We start from the raw sequence: 19,099 nt of genomic DNA, 5'->3' as shown, positions 1-19,099 counted from the left end.
TGTTACCCCAACCGATTAACCCGACCGGTCCGGTGCGCGCGGGTCTCAGAGACTGAACGCCCCCGGATGGGTCTGCTCCCGCACCGCCGTGAACTGCTGCCGCACCGCCTGCCCCACGGCCAGTTCCTCGCCGGGTTCCAGCACCTGAGCCGCCGCGCCCTGCCAGGCCGGCGGGTTCCGCGGGTCGAGGGTGCCCTGCGACACCCCGAGCGCCCAGGCCGCCTGCCGGGCCGCGCCGATCGCCGCGTAGTCCGCGGGCTGCGGTACGACGACCTGCGCGCCGAACAGCGAGGGCGCCGAGGCCTGCACGGCGGGCAGCTCGGCGGCCGGGCCGAGCAGGAAGATCCGCCGCACCGCCACCCCCCGCCCGCGCAGCACGTCCAGCGCGTCGGCGAGCCCGCACAGCATGCCCTCGAACGCCGCCCGCGCCAGGTGCTCCGGCTTCATCGACTCCCGCCGCAGCCCCGAGAGGGTCCCCGCGGTGTGCGGCAGGTTCGGCGTCCGCTCGCCCTCCAGATAGGGCAGCAGCACCAGGCCGTGCGCCCCCGGCGTGGACTTCACCGCCAGATCGGACAGGCTCTCCAGGTCCGCCAGCCCCAGCAGTTCGGCGGTGCCGCGCAGCGTGCGTACGGCGTTCAGGGTGGTGACGACCGGCAGGTGCATGCCGGTGGCGTCGGCGAGGGAAGTGATCATCCCGGACTGGTCGGTGAGCGCCTCCGGATGCACGGCCATCACGGACCCGGACGCCCCTAGCGACACGACGGCGTCCCCGAGCCCGATCCCGAGCCCGAACGCGGCGGCCATGGTCTCCCCGGTCCCGGCGGAGATCAGCAGCCCCTCCGGGGTCGTACCGGCCGCGTCCGAGGGGCCGATCACGTCCGGCAGCACCGCCTGGTGACCGAGGGCCAGCTCGACCAGCTCGGGCCGGTAGGCGCCGGTGGCCGCCGACCAGTACCCGGTGCCGGAGGCCCCGCCGCGGTCGGTGGTGCGGCGCGTCGGCCGTCCGAGCAGCTGCCAGACGAGCCAGTCGTGGGCCTGGAGCAGGACAGCCGCGCGCCGCGCGTTCTCGGGTTCGTTCTTCGCGAGCCAGCGCAGCTTGGTGACCGGCTGGGCGGCCTGCGGCACGCTCCCGACGGCCTGCGCCCAGGCCTCCCGGCCGCCGAGCGCGTCCACGAGGTCCGCCGCCGCGACCTGCGCGCGCTTGTCGCCGCCGACCAGCGCCGGGCGGACGGTGTTGCCCTGGGCGTCCAGCGGGATCAGCGCGTTCTGCTGCGAGGAGACGCCGATGGCCTGCACGCCCTCCAGCAGACCGCCGCCCGCGGCCTCGCCCAGGGAGAGCAGCCAGGCCTGCGGGTCGACGTCACTGGGCCGCCCCCCGTCCGGTGCCTCGACCGGATGAGGGGCGTACCCCTGCCTCAGCACGGCGCCCGTGTCCGTGTCGCAGACCACGATGCGCGTGAAATCGGGCGAGCTGTCCAAGCCGGCGACTATCCCCATGCCTACGAATTTTGCCGCATCGGCGGGGCTGGTCCGGCCGAGGGGCGGCGGCCGCGGCGCCGCGCGAGGAACCTCAGGTGGTGCTGGTGCCCCAGTCGTCCTCACCCGTGCCGTTCACACCGCGCTCGCGCAGGGACCGCACCCGCTGGGCGACGGACTCCGGGACGCGGTCGCCGACCTTGTCGCTGACCGTGTGGAACGCCTTGCCGGCGTAGACGCGGCCCTGCTGGGCGGCCGTCTCGGCGGTGTTGCGCACGGCAGGGTTCTGCGTGACCTGCCGGGCGGATTTCTTCAACTGCTCGTAGCGCTCGCGTCCGGCCCTGGTGCCGAGTACGTAACCGAGGGACAGTCCGGCGAGGAACGTGAGCCGGTAGCGCATGGCTGCCACCCTTCCCGTGCGTAGTGTGCTGGTGCGGCGCCGGCCCCTGGGGGAACCGATTGGCGGAGCACCCCCCTGCTTGCGCTAATGTATGTGTCGCAGCGAGCGTCCGCCCCCTGGCGAATACCCAAGGAGGCGCGATCGATGCAATCGAGGCGATCCTCCGTAGCTCAATTGGCAGAGCAGCCGGCTGTTAACCGGCAGGTTACTGGTTCGAGTCCAGTCGGGGGAGCTTCGGTCCTCCGTAGCTCAATTGGCAGAGCAGCCGGCTGTTAACCGGCAGGTTACTGGTTCGAGTCCAGTCGGGGGAGCGCTGAACGAGGACCCCCGCAGGGGTCCTTTTTCATGTCCGCGGGAACCGCCGGACGCGGCGTCGCCGTCCTCGGGATCATGAGCAGCGCGGAAGCCGACCATCCGAAGCAGGAGATCGTATGAGCGGCTATGCTGCGGCAGACGGCGCGCACACATGTACGCGACACGCCGCTATGGGGCGGTAGCTCAGCCGGTTAGAGCAGCGGACTCATAATCCGTCGGCCGTGGGTTCGAGTCCCACCCGCCCCACCAGTGCATGTCTCTGACCTGCAGAAACGTCCCTCCTGAGACGCGAGAACCCCAACTCGGGCTCAACGGATTGAATCCGCTGCTCGTTCAGGGTTCCTGCGTCGGCGATGGTTCGACACTGCGCTGACCTGCGTGAATGTGGCGGACCGTGGTGTGGTCGAGTCGCGCCAAAGGCCTCCGCGAGGGAGCCGGAGGCGAACTTGAGGACGCTGTGAGGACGCAGGTGTTGCGGGGGTGGCTGCGCCGCCGCCTCCACCAGGCTGTGGCCGGTCGTAGCGAGGAGCCCTTTGGTGGACCTCGGGCATGCCCGCGGCACTCACCCCAACCTGCGAGAGCGATGGTCGCTGGTCGTGATGGTCGGAGCGAACGCACGGCTCCCGTCTGCCTCTACCGGTCGTGGAGCACCTTCGGCCGGGTCACGGGGACGACGGTGAGGAGGCCGTCCAAACCCTTGAAGTCGTCAGGGTTGGTGGTGAACAGAGGGAGATCTTCGGCGATGGCGATCGAGGCGATCATCAGGTCGGCGATGCGGCGGCGGGGTTGGCGGCCGGTGCTGACGACGGCGGCGCAGACGCGGCCGTAGATGCGGGCGGCGTCGGCGTCGAAGGGGATGGGGTCGAACTCGTTCTCCGCGCGCTGGAGGATGTCGGTGCGTCGAGCGCGTTCGGCGTGTTCGTCGTAGTCGTCCTGTTCGGTGTTGCTGCGCACCTGGTGGGGTCCGGCGGAGAGCTCGGCGAGGGTGATCGCGGTGATGGCCATCTCGGCGGGCAGCTCCTCTGGGATGATCCACTTGCGCAGGATCATGATGTTGGTGTCGAGAAGACCCTGCTGGCGCTCACCGGGCATAGGGATCGTCCATGCCCTGCTCGGCGGTGGCGTCCTGGTCGGCGCGGAAGGCGTCCAGGGAGATGTCGGGGGCGCTGCGGGACATGGCGGCGAACTCGCCGCGGGGGACGAAGCGTCGTCGGCGGCGCAGGGGGATGAGCTCGCCGATGCGGTGGCCGTCGCGGGTGACGGTGAAGGACTGGCCGCTCTGGACCGCGTCCATGATCTCTTTGGACTTGGTGCGCAGGTCGCGCTGGGTGATCTCGGGTTGGGCGGTCATCCGTCTAGGGTAGCCATCGCGTGCTATCAGGTGCCACTCTGTAGCACACCGGGTGCTCCAACGAGGTCGGCAGATCTCGGGCAGCGCGCTTCGTGAGAGCGGAATACCGGTGTCGCACGCGCAACCGCGAGGTCCCCGCAAGCCGGAGTAGCGCGTCCACCACCGGTCGGTAGGCGGTTTGGTGCATGGGTCAGCTGACGACAGAGCTTGAAGGTAGGCAGACCCTCTCGTACGTATGGCTCACTCGGGCTGCCACATAGGCCCTGTCGGTTGCGACAAGAGGGCTACCCAGGGAGGTCGGGCAACGGTCCGCACCGTTGGTTCACTCGTGTGCAACGTGACGTACCGCCGACGGCGACGGGATGTGAGCGGGGCCGGCCGCGCGGTGCCTATCCGTTATCGACATCGAAGTCCAAGGGTGTAACGCGGAGTTGAAGTCGGACGCTTATAAGAACAGCACCGCATCCGCGGTGGCGTTCTTATAAGATCGCGCCCGTCGAACCCCGGAGGTTGAATGGCCGTCCTTCCCGTCGCTGCGCCAGAACCCGATGACTTGCGCGCGCAGCTCGCCGCCCTCGGCACCAAGCTGGAGTACCTGCATCCCGCCCTGCGGGCCGGCGAGATCGCCCGCCGCTCCGCGACGCGGAACCACCCGGCCAACACGGCCGGCACTCGGGCGTACCAGGAACACGTCCGCATCATCCGTGAGATGCACATCCAACACGAGGGCTGGAAGCGGCTTCTGCACGACCACCTGGAGGTCGTCTGCAACCCTGACGGGACCGTCGCCATCGGTGTCATGGTCGGTGACGCGGCGACGGGTGAGCGGACCAGCCCTCCCCGGAACCTCCACCGGCGGGGCGCGGCCACGCAGCGGGTCGCCGAGGTCAACGCCGCCCAGCTGGAAATTTTCGCGGTGCACCGTCGGGACGAGGTCGTCCTGAGTGCCGAGGAAGTCGCCCAGCTCCAAGTCTGGTTCCTCGTCTCGTACCGCGTCGAGGCCGGTGACAAGGTCCACATCCACAACGAGCTGTCGCTGCCGGGCGAGTTCACGAACGGCTACGTCACGAAGTGGAAGCAGCGCATCCCTCTCCCCGTCCTCGAAATGGACGGAATCGAACCATCGTACGAAGATGGGGGCGGCGAGATCGACATCCAGGTGCCGTTCCGCTGACCCTCCGTCCCGGTGCGGCACTGTTATCAGTGCCGCACCCTGCACCACCGAGCAACGAGGCAGTCCACCATGGTGACCCCATCACGCATCACGCTGGCCCGGAAGCGTCGGGGACTGACCCTCGCAGATCTCTCGAACCGCGCCGGCGTGTCTCTGCAGAGCCTGTCGAACTACGAGACCGGCCGCACAGCACCCCGCCCGACCACCGTCCGGCGGATTGCGGACGCGCTCGACTTCCCGGAGAAGTTCTTCAATGGGCCGGACATCGACGAACTCCCGGCCGACGGCATCTCCTGGCGCGCCCGGACCAAGACACCGCCCCGCATCCTGGACTCCGCCCGAGCTGCGGGTGCCCTCGCCGCGCAGTTGTACGAGTGGATCGACGAGCGTTTCCAACTGCCCGACCCCGACCTGCCCTCACTCGGCAAGCCCGACCCGGAGACGGCCGCCGAGATGGTCCGTACCCGATGGGAACTCGGAAGCGCGCCGGCGCCGAACATGGTGCACCTGCTCGAAGCCCACGGCGTCCGGGTCTTCTCCCTCCCACCGGACTCCCTGGAGGTGGACGCCTTCGCGGTATGGCGGGGTAGCGTCCCGTTCGTCTTCCTGAACACGATGAAGACCGTCGAGCGCGGCAGGTTCGACGCCGCCCACGAACTGGGCCACCTGGTCATGCACGGCAGCGGTGAGCGCCCCTGCACCGGACCGGAGGCCGAACGTCAGGCGAACGACTTCGCCAGCGCGTTCCTCATGCCCGCCGCGGGTGTGCTGGGCCACATGCCGGCGGGAGCCCGAGTCGACCAGATCCTCCAGGGCAAGCGGATCTGGAAGGTCTCCGCCATGGCGCTGACGTACCGCATGCACGACCTCGGCCTCCTCACCGACTGGCAGTACCGCTCGACCTGCGCGGAACTGAGCGCGCGCGGATACCGCACGGACGAACCGCAGGGTCTGAAGAAGAGAGAGACGTCGCAGATCCTGACCAAGGTCTTCCAAGGCCTCTGGTCCAAAGGCATCCGTCCCGGTGACGTCGCCGGTCAGCTCGGCGTCACAGCGGGCGAGATGGGCAAGATGCTCTTCGGGCTGACCATTGTGACGCCGGAGGACGGGCGAGAAGGGCTCGGCGACCATCAGAGCAAGGGGACTCTGAGCCTCGTACGCTGAGCGGTCAGCGAAGTCGCTGGCCTTGGACGTCGTGCAGGACCTCTCGCTGTGGATGGTCGAAGCCCCTGACATGTGGAACGGGTATCCGCTGCACCCGAGTTCGGGAATTCCTTCCTCAAGTGGAGCGATGCTCGTCCCGCGCCCCGGTGGTGGAGCCATGTGGACTCGTTGGGGACGCGTTGTGGACGCAAGGACAGGAACGGACCGGCAAGGGCCGAGAAACGCTGGCATGGCTCACCCCATCCGACCTGCAAACGCCACGGATCGGCGTTGATCGGCAAGCGCCGCCAAGATCCCGAATGGACTCATAATTCGTCGGCCGTGGGTTCGAGTCCCACCCGCCCCACCAGTGCAGGCCTATGACCTGCGGAAGCGTCTCTTCTTGGCAGGGAGATCATGAACTCCGGCCCAACGGAGAGGGCGAGGACGCGTTGTGGACAGTCCTAACCGATCGCGCCAGCGGGTGGCACGGAGCAGGCGCCACTGGTGCCTGTACCTGAGCCTGAGTGGACACAACGCCCCGCGTGGCCTCCGCTGCCCCGGCTTGGGATCACGCTGTAGCGCGCCCTGCTCGTGCTGACCAACGGCGAGGTCGCACGCTGACCGACGGTCTTACAGGTCGTCGGGTAGGAGCCGGAAGGCGGGATGGCCGGTCAGGGGGCGGACCATGCGGAAGTGATGGTCGGTGGTGAGCAGGGCGTCGGTGCGGTAGGCGGCCAGGGCGACGTTCATGGCGTCGGTCAGTCCGATGCCTTTGCCGCCGTCGGCATACCCCTCTGCGACCGCGAGCGCCGCACTCAGGTGCGTGCTGACAGGCGGTACCTCGAATCGGTGCGTGGCTACGTTGCGTTCGATGAACCGGGCCGCCGCCAGAGCTTTGCGGGCTCCGGCGCGTGTCGCGATCAGGTAGTCCAGCTCGGCCAGAACCAGGGGGGAGATGACCAGGTGGCTGGTCGCTGCCAGTGTCTTCCTGTGCTCCTGGTGTCCGGTGAGGTTCGGGTCGAGCAGGCGGTACAGGCCGATGGTGTCGGCGATGGCGATCATCGTCACACGCCCATCCCCTTGAGCGTGTCGTCGATCTCGTCGTCGGTGAGATCGGGCAGGCCGAGGTCGGGAAGGTCGATGATGTCCCCCATGGGGTCGGTCGGGTACGGGGGGATGTCGGTGTCACCTATCGGTACGACCCGAGCCACCGGGGTGCCGTTCTTGGTGACCGTGACGGTCTCGCCACGGGCCGCGGCGGCGATCTGCGAGGACTTCTGGGGCCGCCGAGGGCGCGATGAGCGCGGCGATGCCGCGGTCACTCACGAAAGTGTCGGCAGGCAGCTGCTCGCCTACTACCTGGATACAAGGCCGAACCCGAACGAAGTCCGGCTCATCGGTGGGCTGGTCGGTGTTCCGCAGACCGCTCACCGCGTCCAGATAACCCAGCCCCCGCTGGAAGGACCGAGCCCCGGCCAGCACCCGCACATCGTCGTCGCCGAACCCCACAGCTTTCCGTGCCACACCGGTATTCAACCGCGAGGCGGCACGCCGGTCTGCGGACCGAACTGAAGCGCAGGCGCAAGCTGATGAGCATCCTCGACCGGTACGGGCTGTGAAGGGAGACCCATCAGTCCTTGAGACCGATCATCCGCACTGGGTGTCCGGTCGCACGGGCGATCGTCCCGAAGTCACGGTCGCAGTGGAGCAGCGTCAGCCCCGCCTCTTCCGCCGCCGCGATCAGCAGGTCGACGGGGCCCGCAGTGTGGTGCGGCAGCCAGGTCTGCGCCTACGTCCTGCTGCGGTATTCGGCCACGAGGGACATCCACCCCGCTCGGCGCCGCGTTCGCCGAGTAGGGCGGACCGACAAGATCATGAACCGAACCCCGCTGGTCGACCCGATGGACGACACCGCGGCACCAAGGAGGTAGCTGCGCACTGTGGGCGGCGGAACCGGCTGGACGGCTCTCCACCGTCCAGCCGCGCGTTGCTTGTCCGGTGTCACTGGCCTCGGCGTGTCTCGCCGAGGGCTGACCACCGTGCGGCATCGTCCGCTGTCGCCGCACGGCCCGGCAGTCGACTCGGCTTCGGGTCGGCAGCGGGTTCGGTGCTTCCCCGTTCTGCCGCTCAGCCCTCCGCCATGACCTCGTCCGCCTGCATGCCCTTCTGGCCCTGCACCGCGACGAAGGTCACCTTCTGGCCTTCCTTGAGACTCTTGAAACCGTTCCCCTGGATCGCCCGGAAGTGTACGAAGAGGTCGGGGCCGCTTTCGGGGGTGATGAAGCCGAACCCCTTCTCGTCGTTGAACCACTTCACGGTGCCGGACTGCCGCTCCGCCATATCCACTCCCTCGCATCACGTCTCGGGCCGGACGCGCAGGACGCCCGACGAGCTGATCATCCCCGATGGCGGGACGGAGGTCGCGAAGCTGGACGCGTCCGGCCGGTGAACGTCGGGCCGCGCCGCAACCCCTGCGCCCGGGACGGTGCGGTGGGGCCGGGGCATCTCTACGGTGAAGGGGTACCGCCTCCTCGTGAGGCGCCCTCGCGGGCCGCGCCGGCAGGGCCGGACCCGGAAGGAGAAGGTCACATGCCACCTCCGCCACGGACCCCGCCCCGCAGCCCCGGTGCCCCCGCCCGCTCCGGCCCGGACCTGCCCGGCCTGCCCCGCGCGGCGCGCCGGCCGGCCGCCGACGCGGTCGCCCTGCGCCGTGCCCTGCACCGCACCCCGGAGACCGGCCTGCACCTGCCCGCCACCCAGCGCCTGGTCCTCGACGCGCTCGACGGCCTCGGACTGGAGATCCGCACCGGCCGCGCCCTGTCCTCCGTGACCGCGACCCTCACCGGGGCCGCCGACGGTCCGACGATCCTGCTGCGCTCCGACATGGACGCGCTGCCGGTCATCGAGGACACCGGGCTGCCGTTCGCCTCGCGGACCCCCGGGCTGATGCACGCGTGCGGGCACGACGCCCACATGGCGATGCTGGTGGGCGCCGCACGGCTGCTGGCCGGGCGGCGTGACGCGCTCGCCGGGCACGTGGTGTTCATGTTCCAGCCCGGCGAGGAGGGCGACCACGGAGCCCGCCACATGATCGGGGAAGGGGTGCTGGAAGCGTCCGGCAGCCGGGCCGACGCGGCCTTCGCGCTGCACGTACAGCCCACCCTGCCCGCCGGATCGGTGCGGCTGCGCCCCGGAGAGCAGATGGCGGCCTCCGACCGGTTCCGGGTCCTCGTCCGCGGGCGTGGCGGCCACGCCTCGGCACCGCACACCACGTGCGACCCGGTGCCCGTGGCCTGCGAGATCGTGCTCGCCCTCCAGACGGCGGTCAGCCGCGGCCTCGCCGCCGACGACAGCGCCGTACTCAGCGTGACGGGGCTGAACGCGGGCACCGCCCCCGGTGTCATCCCGGACACCGCGGAGCTGAGCGGCACCGTGCGCACCCTGTCCGGACCGACCCGGCGGCGGCTGCACGAGGCGATCGCCCGGATCGCCCACGGGGTGGCCGCCGCGCACGGAGCGACCGCGGAGGCCACCGTCACACCCGGCTATCCGGTCACCGTCAACGACGCCGCCTTCACCGAGTTCGTCCTGCGCACCGCCGCAGAGACGCTCGGCGCGGGGGCGGTGGGCGTGCTGCCGGCCGCGCAGCTGACGGCGGAGGACTTCTCCTACGTCCTCCAGGAGGTCCCCGGCGCCCTGGCCTTCCTCGGCGCCTGCCCGCCGGACCTGGCCCCGGACGAGTCCCCGTCCCTGCACTCGTCCCGCATGCGCATCGACGAGGACGTCCTCGCCACGGGCATCGCCTGCGAGGCCGCCGTGGCCCTCGCCTTCCTCACCGGCCCCGGGGCGCGGCCGGCCCGGTGACCGCGCCCGCCGCCGGTACGGCGAAGCCGAGTGCGCCGTACCGAACGGTCCTGTCCGGCGACCATACTTGTCCGCATGGAACGCATCGGGGGATACCTCGTCGAGCGCCGGCTCGGCGAGGGCGGCATGGGCACGGTCTATCTCGCGCGGACGCGCGGCGGACGGGCCGTCGCGCTGAAGGTCGCCAAGGCCGAACTCGCAGCCGACCCGGTCTTCCGCGAGCGGTTCCGCAGCGAGATCGAGGCCGCCCGGGCCGTGGGCGGCTTCCACACGGCACCGGTGGTGGACGCCGACGTCACCGGCGACCCGATCTGGCTGGCCACCGCCTACATACCCGGGCCCACCCTCGCGGCCCGGCTCGCCGCCGAGGGCGCCATGGACGAGCCGCGGCTGCGCGCCCTGGGGGCCGCCCTCGCCGAGGCCCTGGAGTCCATCCACTCCTGCGGCCTGGTGCACCGCGACCTGAAGCCGGGCAACATCATCATGGCCGACGACGGGCCGCGCGTCCTGGACTTCGGCATCGCCCGGGCCGTGGAGTCCACCCGCCTCACCGCCACCGGCACCGCCTTCGGCACCCCCGGCTTCCTCGCGCCCGAGCAGGCCCTGGGGCACGACGTGACCGGCGCCGCCGACGTGTTCGCCCTCGGGGCCGTGCTGGTGGCGGCGGCGGGCGGCACCGCCTGGGGCGAGGGCACCCCGATGGGGCTGATGTACCGCTCGGTGCACGAACCGCCGGACCTGTCCGCCGTACCGGCCGCGCTGGCGGACGTGGTGGCCGCCTGCCTGGCCAAGGAGCCCGCGGACCGGCCCACGCCCGGCGCGCTGCTGGACCGGCTGACCGGCTCCGCCCCGCAGCCGGTCCCGCCGTACCCGCCGGCGATTCCCACCACACCCCCGCAGGTGCCCGCCACGCCCCCGCACCTGTCCGCCGCGCCTCCGCCGGGGTTCCTCCCGGCGCCGCAGGGGTTCGGTGCGCCCCCACCGCCCGCGGCACCGCCGTACCAGCGGCCCGCCACGCCCCCGCACCTGTCCGCCAGCGCGCCGCCGGCCCCCTACGGCTTCGGGCCGCCGGTCCCGTACGGCAGCCCGGAGGCCGTGCTCGCCGACACGCAGGCCGGCGTGGTCGTCAACGCCGCCGGGGTGCTCCTGGAACTCGCCGGCGTCACCGCGGACTTCCCGTGGGACGAGATCGCGCACGTCGAACGCAGCTGGCGCGGCAACCGGCTCACCGTCACCGTGCGGCTGTGGGACGGCGGTGTGTACTCCTGTGAGCTGAACGCCCGCCGCAAGGCCCGGCTGAGCACCTGGCTGACCCGGCTCGACCCGGTCCTCGCCCGGTATCTGACCGCTGGCCGGCCCGGGCAACGGCTCTGAGGCGGGGCACGACTTGACCCGTTCAGGCTTGAACGGGGCATGTCGTGGGCACGGACCTCCTACCGGCGTCCAGCCGGGGGGTGGTCGGCAGGAGGAGGGCGTCATGGACCGTCGGATCCGGGTACGTGTCAGCCGGCGGCCCGCCGCGCCGCGCGGGCAGGAGATCGACCGCAGGACGCCCTCGGGACGCATCCTGCCGTACTGACCCGGCAGGCCCCGGCGGCCCGTGCGTCCGGCCTCCCGCCCCACCGGGGCGGCAGACTGGGCAGCGTGTGCCTGCGCAGCTGTGGGGGTCGACGTGAGCGGAGCCGAGCCGGGGAGGCCCCCGCGGGCCGTTGCCGTGCCGGCGCCCGCGGTGCCGCGGCTCGATGTGTACCCGTTGAGCGGGCGGACCGGGCGGCGGGCGAGGTCAGCCTGCCCACGCACGGCATCTGGGAACGCGCGCTGGAGCGGGCCGTTCGCGAGGGCGACGACGTGTACCCCTTGGAGCTTTCCGCGCTGACCTTCGTCGACGTCGCGGGCGCCGGCGCCCTGGCGGACGCGGCCCGGCGCCGGGGCGAGCGGCGGCGGCTGGTGCTGGACCGGCCCCCGGCCGCCCTGCCGCGGATACTGGACCTGCCGTGGCCCGGGCTCTGGGGGATCGAGGTGTCGGCGTCATGACCGAAGCCGTCGAGGCCGCCGACCCGTTCGTCCACCCCGCCCTGTTCTACGGCGACACGCGGGAGTACCTGGCCGGCACCGTCCCCTTCGTCCGGGCGGTGCCGGTGGCCGGGGAGCCCGTCGCGGTGGCGGTTCCCGGCGAGAACCTGGCCTCATCCGGGACGAGCTGGGCGCCGACGGCGACACCGTACGGTTCCTGGACATGCGGGGGAAGCCGGACGCAACCCGGCCGGATCATCCCCGGCGTACCGCGGGCCTTCGCCGACGTCCAGCCCCCCGGCCGGCGGGTCCACATCATCGGCGAGCCGGTCTGAGCGGGCCGCAGCCCGGCCGAGTACCCGGCCTGCGCCCAGCAGGAGGCGCTGATCAACGCCGCGTTCCAGGGCCGCGAAATCACCGTCCTGTGCCCCTACGACACCTCCGGCCTGGACGAGCGGGCGCTCGCCGACGCGCACGCCACCCACCCGGTCGTCGTCCCGGCCGGCCCCGCGGGCGGGCGGACCGGCGCGGCCTACGACCCCGACGGGGTGGCCGCCCGCTACAACGAGCCGCTGCCGCCGGTGCCCGACGGCCCGGACCTGCTCTCCGTCGGCTTCGACCAGGGCCTGCTCTCCGCCGTCCGGCATTCGGCCACCGGCCACGGCGAACGACTCGGCCTGTCCGGCCAGGCGCTGGAGAACCTGACGCTGATCACCGCCGAGCTGACCACCAACAGCGTGGTCCACGGCGGCGGCACGGGCGTGCTCACGGTGTGGCCCGACAACGGGTACGTGCTGTGCCAGGTCCGGGACGGGGGCCACCTCGCCGATCCGCTGGCCGGCCGCCGGCCCGCCGCCCGCGACCAGCGCGGCGGGCGCGGCCTTCTGCTGGTCAACCTGGTGGCGGACCTGGTGCGGGTCCGCACCGGGCCCGAGGGGACGACCGTCCGGGCCCACCTGGGCCGTTGAGCCCGCCGCCGTCCGCGGCCGGCTCGGCACCCACGGCCTCAGGCGGCCAGGGGGTTCAGCACCAGCGGCTCGATCCGGCCCTCCAGCATGTCGCCCAGGCCCTGCGCCGCGCAGATGTCGGGCCGTTCGGCGATGTGCACCGGCATCCCCGTGGCCTGCCGCAGCATCTGGTCGAAGCCGGGCAGCCGCGCGGAGCCGCCGACCATCGTGATCCCACGGTCGGCGAGATCGGCCACCAGGTCGGGCGGGCAGTCGCGCAGCACCTTGCCGATTCCGTCCAGGACGGCTATCAGCGGGGCCTGGATCGCGCCCCGCACGGCGGCGGTGTCCACCCGCACACTGCGCGGCAGGCCCGTCACCACGTCCCGGCCGTGGATCTCGGCGGACGCCGGCCCCTGCGAGGTGAGCCCGTTGCCGGACAGGGCGAGCTGGAGGGGCCGTACCGACTGGCTGGGCAGTATCAGCTCGTGCTCGTGCCGCAGGTGCTGCACGATGGCGTGGTCCACGGCCTCGCCGCCCACCGGAACCCGCTCGGCGGCCACGATGGACCCCATGGACAGCACCGCGACCTGGGTCGCCGCCGCCCCGCACACCATGATCATGGTGGCCTCGGGCCGCTCCACCGGCAGCCCGCACCCCACGGCGGCCGCGATGAGCGTGTCCACCAGCTCCACCCGCCTGGCCCCCAGCCCGACCAGCGTCTCGATCGTCGCCCGCTGGGCCAGCGGATCGGCGTCGTGCGGGGTGCAGGCCGCCGCGCGCAGCCGGGGCTTTCGGCGCAGCGCCCGGCGCATCTTGTCGCCGAGCAGGTGCCGCAGCATCCGCTGGGCCATCTCGATGTCGACCACCGTGCCGCCGGAGATGGGCCGGACGACCCTGATGTAGCTCGGGGTCCGTCCCGTCATCTGTTCCGCGAACTCGCCCACCGCGATGAGCGCGCCGGTCCGCGTGTTCACGGCCGCGGCCGACGGCTGGTCGACGACCAGGCCGGTGCCCTTCACGTACACGCGGGTACGCGCCGCACCCAGGTCGACGGCGAAGTGACAGCGGCGCAACTGCTCCAGGCTGACGGTCACGGCAGCTCCTCCCGGGTGCGCGGGCCTCGGCGTCCCGCCTGGTCGGCGGGCTCACTGGAATCCTGCGCGGCGCCGGGGGCGGGCGCCTTTCCTGGGCGGCCGGGCGGGGTGCCGCTGAACGGGGGTACTTCCCGGCCGCCCCGGAGTGTCGGCCGGACAACACGCCCGTTCACAGGGAACGGGCGGCCTCCAGCAGCGGTTCCAGGGACGACACGGTGACCTCGCTGCCCTCCTCGCGCAGCCGCCGGCGCCCCGCCGAGGTGGGGGCGTAGCCGATGAAGCGGAGGCCGAGCTGCTGGGCGGCGGTGAGTTCGGCGACCGAGGAGCTGATCAGGACGCCGCCGCGGGCCGGTGTGCCACGGGCGCGCAGGGCACGCAGCAGGCAGTCGGGGTGCGGGGTCAGCAGGCCGAGGTCGGCGCGGCGGCCGTGGACACCGGCGAGGGGCAGCCGGCAGGGCTCCAGATAGCGCTGGACGGCCGGGGTGCTGACGTCCGTGACCACGCTGACGCGCCGGCCGGAGCGGTGCAGGGCGCGCACGAGCGCGAGGGAGCGGTGCGTCGTGGGCGCGTCGGGGACGGCGCGCAGTTCCAGGTCGTCCAGGCGGGCCCGCAGCAGAGGGCCGAGCCGGTCGTGGGCGAAGGCGCGCAGCAGGTCCAGCGGGTGCGTGAACGCCTCCCGGCCGGCGGGGCCGGTGAGGGGCAGCGGCCGGCCGGTCAGCGCGTCCTGCGGGTCGCGGTGGTCGGCCACGACGGACAGCAGGTCGAGGACGGCCTCCCGGGCCCGCTGCGCCGGGAACAGCCGGGCGAGGGGTCCGTCGAAGCCGACCAGGACCGTCTGGGCGTCGGCCAGGAGCGCCGACAGCCGGCGGCGCGACGGGACCGGCGGCTCCGCCTCCGGTGCGGGCGCCCACTCGGGGACCAGCTGCACGGTGTACGACACCGCGAGCCCCGGCACCGGCCAGGCGTCGATCCCCGCGTTCACCGCGCGCTGGGCCGCGCCCGCGCGGCGCAGCGGATGGTGGCGCGTGAGCGGGGCCGCCGCCGCGGTCAGATGCGCCAGCAGGAGCTCCGGGACACCGGTTCTCTCCCCGCGGACGAAGGCGACCGGGTCCTCGACCCGCCAGGACAGCTTGACCGCGGCCTTGAAGGCGCCCTTCCCGGAACTCGGCAGGGACACCAGGTGCCGGGCCTCGTGCGGGGTGAGGTCGACCGAGTAGTACGTCTCCGGGCGGGGCGCCCGGGTGCCGTACGGCTGGATCGGGTCGAGCAGCGTCAGCGGGCCGTCGGGCCGCGTGTGCACGATCGCCGTGCGGCCCGGGGTGGGGACGCCCAGCTCGTGCAGGTCGGGCGTGATGAACGGGCCCCGCACCAGGTCGCGTTCACCGGGCTCGGGGGACCTCGGCCCAAGCAGGCAGTACCAGGCGGCCGGCGGGCTGTCCGGGGCGCTGTCGCGAAAGAGCGGCCGGAACGGCGGGGAGCGCCGGGCGGCGGAGCTGGCGGCGAAGTCGTCGTACAACGCGGGCGGCACGACGACCACGACGTCCGCGGCGGCCTCCGGCGGCCGGACCGGCGGCTCCCCGAACGTCACGCCGAGCCGGGGCGGTCCGGTCAGCCGGGACAGCGCCTGGGGGAGTTCGCGCAGGACGGCGACGAGGGCGGGCAGCAGATAGGCGCCCGGCTCGGTCCGCACCAGGTAGCCGTCCGGACGGACGTCCACCGCGTACTGGCGGGGGCCGAGGGAACCGCGGGCCAGGACCTCGTGCACGGCGGCTTCGAGCGTGATGCGGACCTCGGGCCGGCCGGTGAGGTCATCGGCCGCGAACCGGATCCCGGAGGGTGCGGTGGCAACCCCCGCCCCGGTCCCGGCGCGCAGGCCGTCCTCCCGGTGCGGGGACAGGCGGCGCAGGCGGTCCGCGCCGCGCAGCTGTGTCTGCGGACGGCCGGAGAGAAGCTCGGCCACCGCCGTGTCCAGCTCCGCTCCGATCGGCTCCGGAAGGGACGGGGGTGCCGGCTGGAGCGCGGGCTGCCGCCCGGGGTCCGGGCCGTGCCGCATGGCGCGCACGAGGTGCCCCAGCGCGCGCAGGTCGTCGGCGCGGCTCCCGCCGCCGAAGGACCTGACGTCCAGGCAGGTCAGGACGGGCCCGCGCGGGGTGAGGACGACATCCGCCGCCGTCAGCCGCCCGTGCGGGCGCCCCTGCGTGTGCAGCGCGTTCACGGCCGCCGCGAGCGGGGGCAGGAGGGCGGTGAGTTCCGCGGCGGGCAGGCCGTACGGGGCGCTCCCGAGCCGCCGGCTCAGCGTGGGGCCGGTGACGAACTCACGGACCAGGTAGGCGACGCCGTCCGTGATGCCGTGGTCCGTGACCGCCGCGATGCCCGGGTGGCGGATGCCGCCGAGCCGCCCGGCGACGTCCGGGAAGCCGGCGCGGAGCTCCTGCGGAAGGCGCCCGTACTGCCGCACCAGGACCGTTGCGTCGTCCCGCCGGGTGTCCTGGGCGAGCCAGTCCGTGTCCCCGGCGTCCCCGGCGTCCTCGGGGCCCGTCCGCCGCAGCAGCCGGTAGCGCCCCGCGAACAACGGCGTGGGCGCCCCCGAGAGCCGGCGCACGCTGTCCGCGCTGACCGTGGCGAACGGGTCGCCCTCCGCCGCCGTGCCCGCGCCCCGCGCCGCGGGCACCGACGCCCGGAACTCGCCCGGCGCCCGGCCCGCCCGGCGGTCGATGAACTCGCCCACGCGTTCAAGGAGTCCGGCGGTGCTGTTGCGGGCGGTGCGCGGCAGGCCGAGCAGGAGCAGCTCCCGCACCCCGTCCCGGAAGGCGTAGGAGCCCGGCGGGCCGCCCGGGACGGTGGTGAGCATGCCGCTGAGGACGACCTCGGCCAGGTGCTGCGGGCGGGGATCGGGTTCGACGGCGGCCTGGACCAGGCGCATCACCGGCAGGTCGGGGCGCCCCACCGCGAGATGGCCGGCCAGCCGGAACGCCTCGGGGGAGGCGGTCGCCCGGAACCGCAGCACCAGTTCCTCGGCGGACAGCGCGCCCACGTCCGTACGGTCCTCGGCGTCCGCCGGGAGCGGCCGGCCCAGCGCGGCGACCGCACCGGGCACCTCCCCGCCGCCCGGTGCCGTGAGCAGCGCCGCCCAGTGGGCCAGCCAGCCCGGTTCCGGCTCCAGCACGGGCAGGGGCACGGCGCCCCGGGCCGTACCGGACCCGGGCCCGTCCTGCTCGTACGGGGTGAAAGTGAGCGCCGCCGTGGGGGCCACGGGGTGCGGGGCCGACAGGCGGCCGGGCGTGGCGGGCAGCGCCGTGTCCCGCCACAGGTGCTCCGGGAGCGGCTGGACGACGGCGAGGGGCGTGCGGCGTGCCCAGCGGTGCAGGGTGGCGTACCAGCGGGTGCCGGCGGGGCCCTCCCGCCACTGCGGGCCCATGCAGTCGCTGATCAGCAGGGTGACGGTGCGGCCGTCGCCGGGGGAGTGCGCGTCGGTGCCGCGCACGGTGCCGTCTGCGGCGGCCCGGTACAGGGCGACCGTGCGGAAGGTGCCCGACTGGGCCAGCGCCGTGTGCAGTTCGCGGATCAGGGGCCGCCACACCGGCATCGTGGGCCCGGCGTCGTACACCAGGTTCAGGCGCAGCCAGCGCTCCTGGGCGGGACGCAGCACGGGCAGCCACCACTCGGGGGCGGCGCCCAGGCGGGCGATGCGGTCGGCGGTCGCCCGCTCGTCCAGCTCGCGGCCCACGGGCGCGTCGATGCGGCGCCCCAGCGGGCGCAGCGCGCGCTGGAGGGCGAGGGGATGGCGGAGCATCGGGGGCGCGGGGACCAGGAGCGTGGTGCGGGGCCGGCTCGCCGGGCCGGGGGCGGGACGGCGGGAGGGCAGGTGCAGGGGGACGCGGGAGGGCGGCCCGGGGGCCGCGGCCGGTGCGGGCGCCGGTTCCCGGTCCGCCGCGGGGGAGGGCCGGGGCGCCGGCCGGTCCGTGCGCGACGGTGTCCGGTCCAGGACCGCCGGTTCGCCGGCGGGGTCCTTGGCCGGCGGCTGCCCGGTGGCCTCGGCGCCGGTGGCGGCGGAGCGCATGTGCCCGGCCAGCCACAGCAGTTCGGCCAGTTCGAGCGGGGTCGGGCGCACCCCGTGGGCCGCCTCGGCCAGGATGCCGGCCAGGCGGACCAAGGGGTCCGGGGAACCGGCGCGGTCAGAAGACATCGGACTGCGCCGCCTGCCCGAGGTACGGCATCAGCTGTTCGGCCAGCCGGTCGAGGGACTCGGTGTCCAGGTCGGCGGAGCGGGCCAGGTAGATCGCGTTGAGGAGCTGGTCGGTGGCCAGGTCGCCGACGCCCGACCGGGACAGGAAACGGTCGATCAGGGTCCGCGCGTACGCGTCCGGTTCCCCCAGGTGGGCGCGGACGATCTCGGCGAGGTGCCGGTCGTCCGGCTGCCGCAGGTGCAGCGTGACACAGCGGCGCAGGAAGGCGGGCGGGAACTCGCGCTCGCCGTTGCTGGTGAGGACGACGAACGGGAAGGCCCGGCAGCGGACCCGGCCGTGTGCCACCGGCACCCGCTCGTCGGCGCCGTCGGCCAGCACCTCGGCGACACCGCCCGGTGCGAGGCGGGCGGCGCGCACCAGCTCGGGGATCTCGTACTGGCCCTCCTCCAGCACGTTCAGCAGGTCGTTGGGCAGGTCGAGGTCGCTCTTGTCGATCTCGTCGATGAGCAGGGCGCGGGGGCGGTCGTAGGGCAGCAGGGCGGTGCCGAGCGGGCCCAGGCGCAGATGGTCCTCGATGCCCGACCCGCCGGCCGCCTCCCTCGCGCCCTCCGCCCGTCCGTCCGTACCGAGCCGGTCCGTCCGGCCGGTGCGGTCCGTCCGGTCCGTCCGGCCGGTGCGGGTGACCGCCTGCCGGGCCGCGTACAGCCGCGACAGCGGGTCGTACTGGTACAGGCCGTCGTGCAGCGTGCTGCGGCTGGTGATGTTCCAGCGCAGGACCGGACCGAGCCGCAGCTCACGGGCGACCGCGTACACGAGCGAGGACTTGCCGGTGCCCGGCGGGCCGGTGACCAGCAGCGGGCGGCGCAGGTACAGGGCCGCGTTGACCAGCTGGACCGTCTGCTCCGTGGCCTGGTACGTCTCGGCGCGGTGCATGCGGTCGGGGGAGACGGCGGAGGCGTCGGCGGTGGCGTCGGGCGCCCGGAGCACCGGTCCGCCGTCGAAGGCCCGCCACGGCGGCGGCGGTGGCAGCTTCGCGATGCCGTCGTGCGGCTCGTTCGTACCGGTGTAGACGGGCCACAGGGGCATGGGCTCTTCTTTTCCGTGGGGGGCGCGGTCGGTGGTGCGGTCG

15 protein-coding genes, 3 tRNA genes and 1 pseudogene are annotated in these 19,099 nt (G+C 73.4%); 9 read left to right on the top strand and 10 right to left on the bottom strand.

Annotation, left to right across the window (positions count from 1 at the left end):
* Positions 1 to 45 precede the first annotated feature (45 nt).
* Together ABZ117_RS00640 and ABZ117_RS00635 are read right to left on the bottom strand one after the other, a co-directional pair.
* Positions 46 to 1,497 (bottom strand): FGGY family carbohydrate kinase, encoded by a 1,452-nt coding sequence (locus tag ABZ117_RS00640; RefSeq protein WP_356816180.1) that lies wholly within the window; start codon positions 1,495 to 1,497, stop codon positions 46 to 48.
* Positions 1,498 to 1,570: 73 nt separating this feature from the next.
* Positions 1,571 to 1,876 (bottom strand): YtxH domain-containing protein, encoded by a 306-nt coding sequence (locus ABZ117_RS00635; protein WP_356816179.1) that lies wholly within the window; start codon positions 1,874 to 1,876, stop codon positions 1,571 to 1,573.
* A gap of 159 nt (positions 1,877 to 2,035) precedes the next feature.
* On the opposite strand from ABZ117_RS00635, the gene ABZ117_RS00630 reads away from it, so the two are divergent.
* The 3 genes from ABZ117_RS00630 (at position 2,036) to ABZ117_RS00620 (ending at position 2,440) form a co-directional block, all read left to right on the top strand.
* Positions 2,036 to 2,108, top strand: a tRNA-Asn gene (locus ABZ117_RS00630).
* Between the two features lie 6 nt (positions 2,109 to 2,114).
* Positions 2,115 to 2,187, top strand: a tRNA-Asn gene (locus ABZ117_RS00625).
* 176 nt (positions 2,188 to 2,363) lie between these two features.
* Positions 2,364 to 2,440: transfer RNA gene (locus ABZ117_RS00620), tRNA-Ile, on the top strand.
* 384 nt (positions 2,441 to 2,824) lie between these two features.
* On the opposite strand, the gene ABZ117_RS00615 is transcribed toward ABZ117_RS00620, so the two are convergent.
* A complete protein-coding gene (locus tag ABZ117_RS00615; protein WP_356816178.1) occupies positions 2,825 to 3,283 on the bottom strand; it encodes a type II toxin-antitoxin system VapC family toxin in 459 nt (152 codons plus the stop codon).
* Positions 3,273 to 3,542, bottom strand: coding sequence for a type II toxin-antitoxin system prevent-host-death family antitoxin (locus tag ABZ117_RS00610; protein WP_356816177.1), 270 nt, complete (start codon positions 3,540 to 3,542; stop codon positions 3,273 to 3,275). Before ABZ117_RS00610 ends, ABZ117_RS00615 begins: the two co-directional genes overlap by 11 nt.
* Before the next feature lie 553 nt (positions 3,543 to 4,095).
* Here ABZ117_RS00610 and ABZ117_RS00605 point away from each other — a divergent pair.
* Positions 4,096 to 4,716: a hypothetical protein gene (locus tag ABZ117_RS00605; RefSeq protein WP_356816176.1), complete on the top strand. Its 621-nt coding sequence runs from the start codon at positions 4,096 to 4,098 to the stop codon at positions 4,714 to 4,716.
* 69 nt (positions 4,717 to 4,785) lie between these two features.
* On the top strand, positions 4,786 to 5,880 hold the full coding sequence (locus ABZ117_RS00600; RefSeq protein ID WP_356816175.1) for an XRE family transcriptional regulator: 1,095 nt from the start codon (positions 4,786 to 4,788) through the stop codon (positions 5,878 to 5,880).
* 612 nt (positions 5,881 to 6,492) lie between these two features.
* Here the strand turns inward: ABZ117_RS00600 and ABZ117_RS00595 are convergent.
* From ABZ117_RS00595 to ABZ117_RS00585, 3 genes are all read right to left on the bottom strand, one after another.
* Complete coding sequence (locus ABZ117_RS00595; RefSeq protein WP_356816174.1) at positions 6,493 to 6,930, bottom strand: PIN domain-containing protein; 438 nt, start codon at positions 6,928 to 6,930, stop codon at positions 6,493 to 6,495.
* Positions 6,927 to 7,184, bottom strand: coding sequence for a type II toxin-antitoxin system prevent-host-death family antitoxin (locus ABZ117_RS00590; RefSeq protein ID WP_356816173.1), 258 nt, complete (start codon positions 7,182 to 7,184; stop codon positions 6,927 to 6,929). The genes ABZ117_RS00595 and ABZ117_RS00590 overlap by 4 nt, the downstream gene beginning before the upstream one ends.
* An 805-nt stretch (positions 7,185 to 7,989) precedes the next feature.
* Complete coding sequence (locus tag ABZ117_RS00585) at positions 7,990 to 8,202, bottom strand: cold-shock protein (RefSeq protein WP_356816172.1); 213 nt, start codon at positions 8,200 to 8,202, stop codon at positions 7,990 to 7,992.
* A 249-nt stretch (positions 8,203 to 8,451) separates the two neighbouring features.
* On the opposite strand from ABZ117_RS00585, the gene ABZ117_RS00580 reads away from it, so the two are divergent.
* The 4 genes and pseudogenes from ABZ117_RS00580 (at position 8,452) to ABZ117_RS00565 (ending at position 12,707) form a co-directional block, all read left to right on the top strand.
* The gene (locus ABZ117_RS00580; protein ID WP_356816171.1) at positions 8,452 to 9,726 is read left to right on the top strand and encodes a M20 family metallopeptidase; all 1,275 of its coding nucleotides are present in this window, start codon (positions 8,452 to 8,454) and stop codon (positions 9,724 to 9,726) included.
* A 75-nt stretch (positions 9,727 to 9,801) separates the two neighbouring features.
* Positions 9,802 to 11,100 carry a serine/threonine-protein kinase gene (locus ABZ117_RS00575; RefSeq protein ID WP_356816170.1) on the top strand — a complete coding sequence of 433 codons (1,299 nt, stop codon included), beginning with the start codon at positions 9,802 to 9,804 and terminating at the stop codon, positions 11,098 to 11,100.
* A gap of 270 nt (positions 11,101 to 11,370) precedes the next feature.
* On the top strand, positions 11,371 to 11,760 hold the full coding sequence (locus ABZ117_RS00570) for an STAS domain-containing protein (protein ID WP_356816169.1): 390 nt from the start codon (positions 11,371 to 11,373) through the stop codon (positions 11,758 to 11,760).
* Positions 11,757 to 12,707: pseudogene (locus ABZ117_RS00565) on the top strand (anti-sigma factor RsbA family regulatory protein). The gene ABZ117_RS00570 and the pseudogene ABZ117_RS00565 overlap by 4 nt, the downstream one beginning before the upstream one ends.
* A gap of 38 nt (positions 12,708 to 12,745) precedes the next feature.
* Here the strand turns inward: ABZ117_RS00565 and ABZ117_RS00560 are convergent.
* The 3 genes from ABZ117_RS00560 to ABZ117_RS00550 form a co-directional block, all read right to left on the bottom strand.
* A complete protein-coding gene (locus tag ABZ117_RS00560) occupies positions 12,746 to 13,783 on the bottom strand; it encodes a rod shape-determining protein (protein WP_356816168.1) in 1,038 nt (345 codons plus the stop codon).
* Positions 13,784 to 13,952: 169 nt separating this feature from the next.
* Positions 13,953 to 17,969 (bottom strand): SAV_2336 N-terminal domain-related protein, encoded by a 4,017-nt coding sequence (locus ABZ117_RS00555; protein WP_356816167.1) that lies wholly within the window; start codon positions 17,967 to 17,969, stop codon positions 13,953 to 13,955.
* Complete coding sequence (locus ABZ117_RS00550) at positions 17,959 to 19,056, bottom strand: MoxR family ATPase (protein WP_356816166.1); 1,098 nt, start codon at positions 19,054 to 19,056, stop codon at positions 17,959 to 17,961. The genes ABZ117_RS00555 and ABZ117_RS00550 overlap by 11 nt, the downstream gene beginning before the upstream one ends.
* Positions 19,057 to 19,099 lie beyond the last annotated feature (43 nt).

This window comes from Streptomyces sp. NPDC006309, from assembly GCF_040613095.1.
GTDB lineage: Bacteria > Actinomycetota > Actinomycetes > Streptomycetales > Streptomycetaceae > Streptomyces.
Note: the sequence above shows the minus strand (reverse complement) of the source record. Positions and strands in the feature narration are given on the sequence as shown.

Bases quoted from the DNA above. Each gene is read 5' to 3' on its own strand.
- ABZ117_RS00555 (WP_356816167.1), bottom strand. From the start codon at position 17,969: ATGTCTTCTGACCGCGCCGGTTCCCCGGACCCCTTGGTCCGCCTGGCC.
- ABZ117_RS00575 (WP_356816170.1), top strand. From the start codon at position 9,802: ATGGAACGCATCGGGGGATACCTCGTCGAGCGCCGGCTCGGCGAGGGC.
- ABZ117_RS00635 (WP_356816179.1), bottom strand. From the start codon at position 1,876: ATGCGCTACCGGCTCACGTTCCTCGCCGGACTGTCCCTCGGTTACGTA.
- ABZ117_RS00585 (WP_356816172.1), bottom strand. From the start codon at position 8,202: ATGGCGGAGCGGCAGTCCGGCACCGTGAAGTGGTTCAACGACGAGAAG.
- ABZ117_RS00640 (WP_356816180.1), bottom strand. From the start codon at position 1,497: ATGGGGATAGTCGCCGGCTTGGACAGCTCGCCCGATTTCACGCGCATC.
- ABZ117_RS00600 (WP_356816175.1), top strand. From the start codon at position 4,786: ATGGTGACCCCATCACGCATCACGCTGGCCCGGAAGCGTCGGGGACTG.
- ABZ117_RS00550 (WP_356816166.1), bottom strand. From the start codon at position 19,056: ATGCCCCTGTGGCCCGTCTACACCGGTACGAACGAGCCGCACGACGGC.
- ABZ117_RS00580 (WP_356816171.1), top strand. From the start codon at position 8,452: ATGCCACCTCCGCCACGGACCCCGCCCCGCAGCCCCGGTGCCCCCGCC.
- ABZ117_RS00615 (WP_356816178.1), bottom strand. From the start codon at position 3,283: ATGCCCGGTGAGCGCCAGCAGGGTCTTCTCGACACCAACATCATGATC.
- ABZ117_RS00610 (WP_356816177.1), bottom strand. From the start codon at position 3,542: ATGACCGCCCAACCCGAGATCACCCAGCGCGACCTGCGCACCAAGTCC.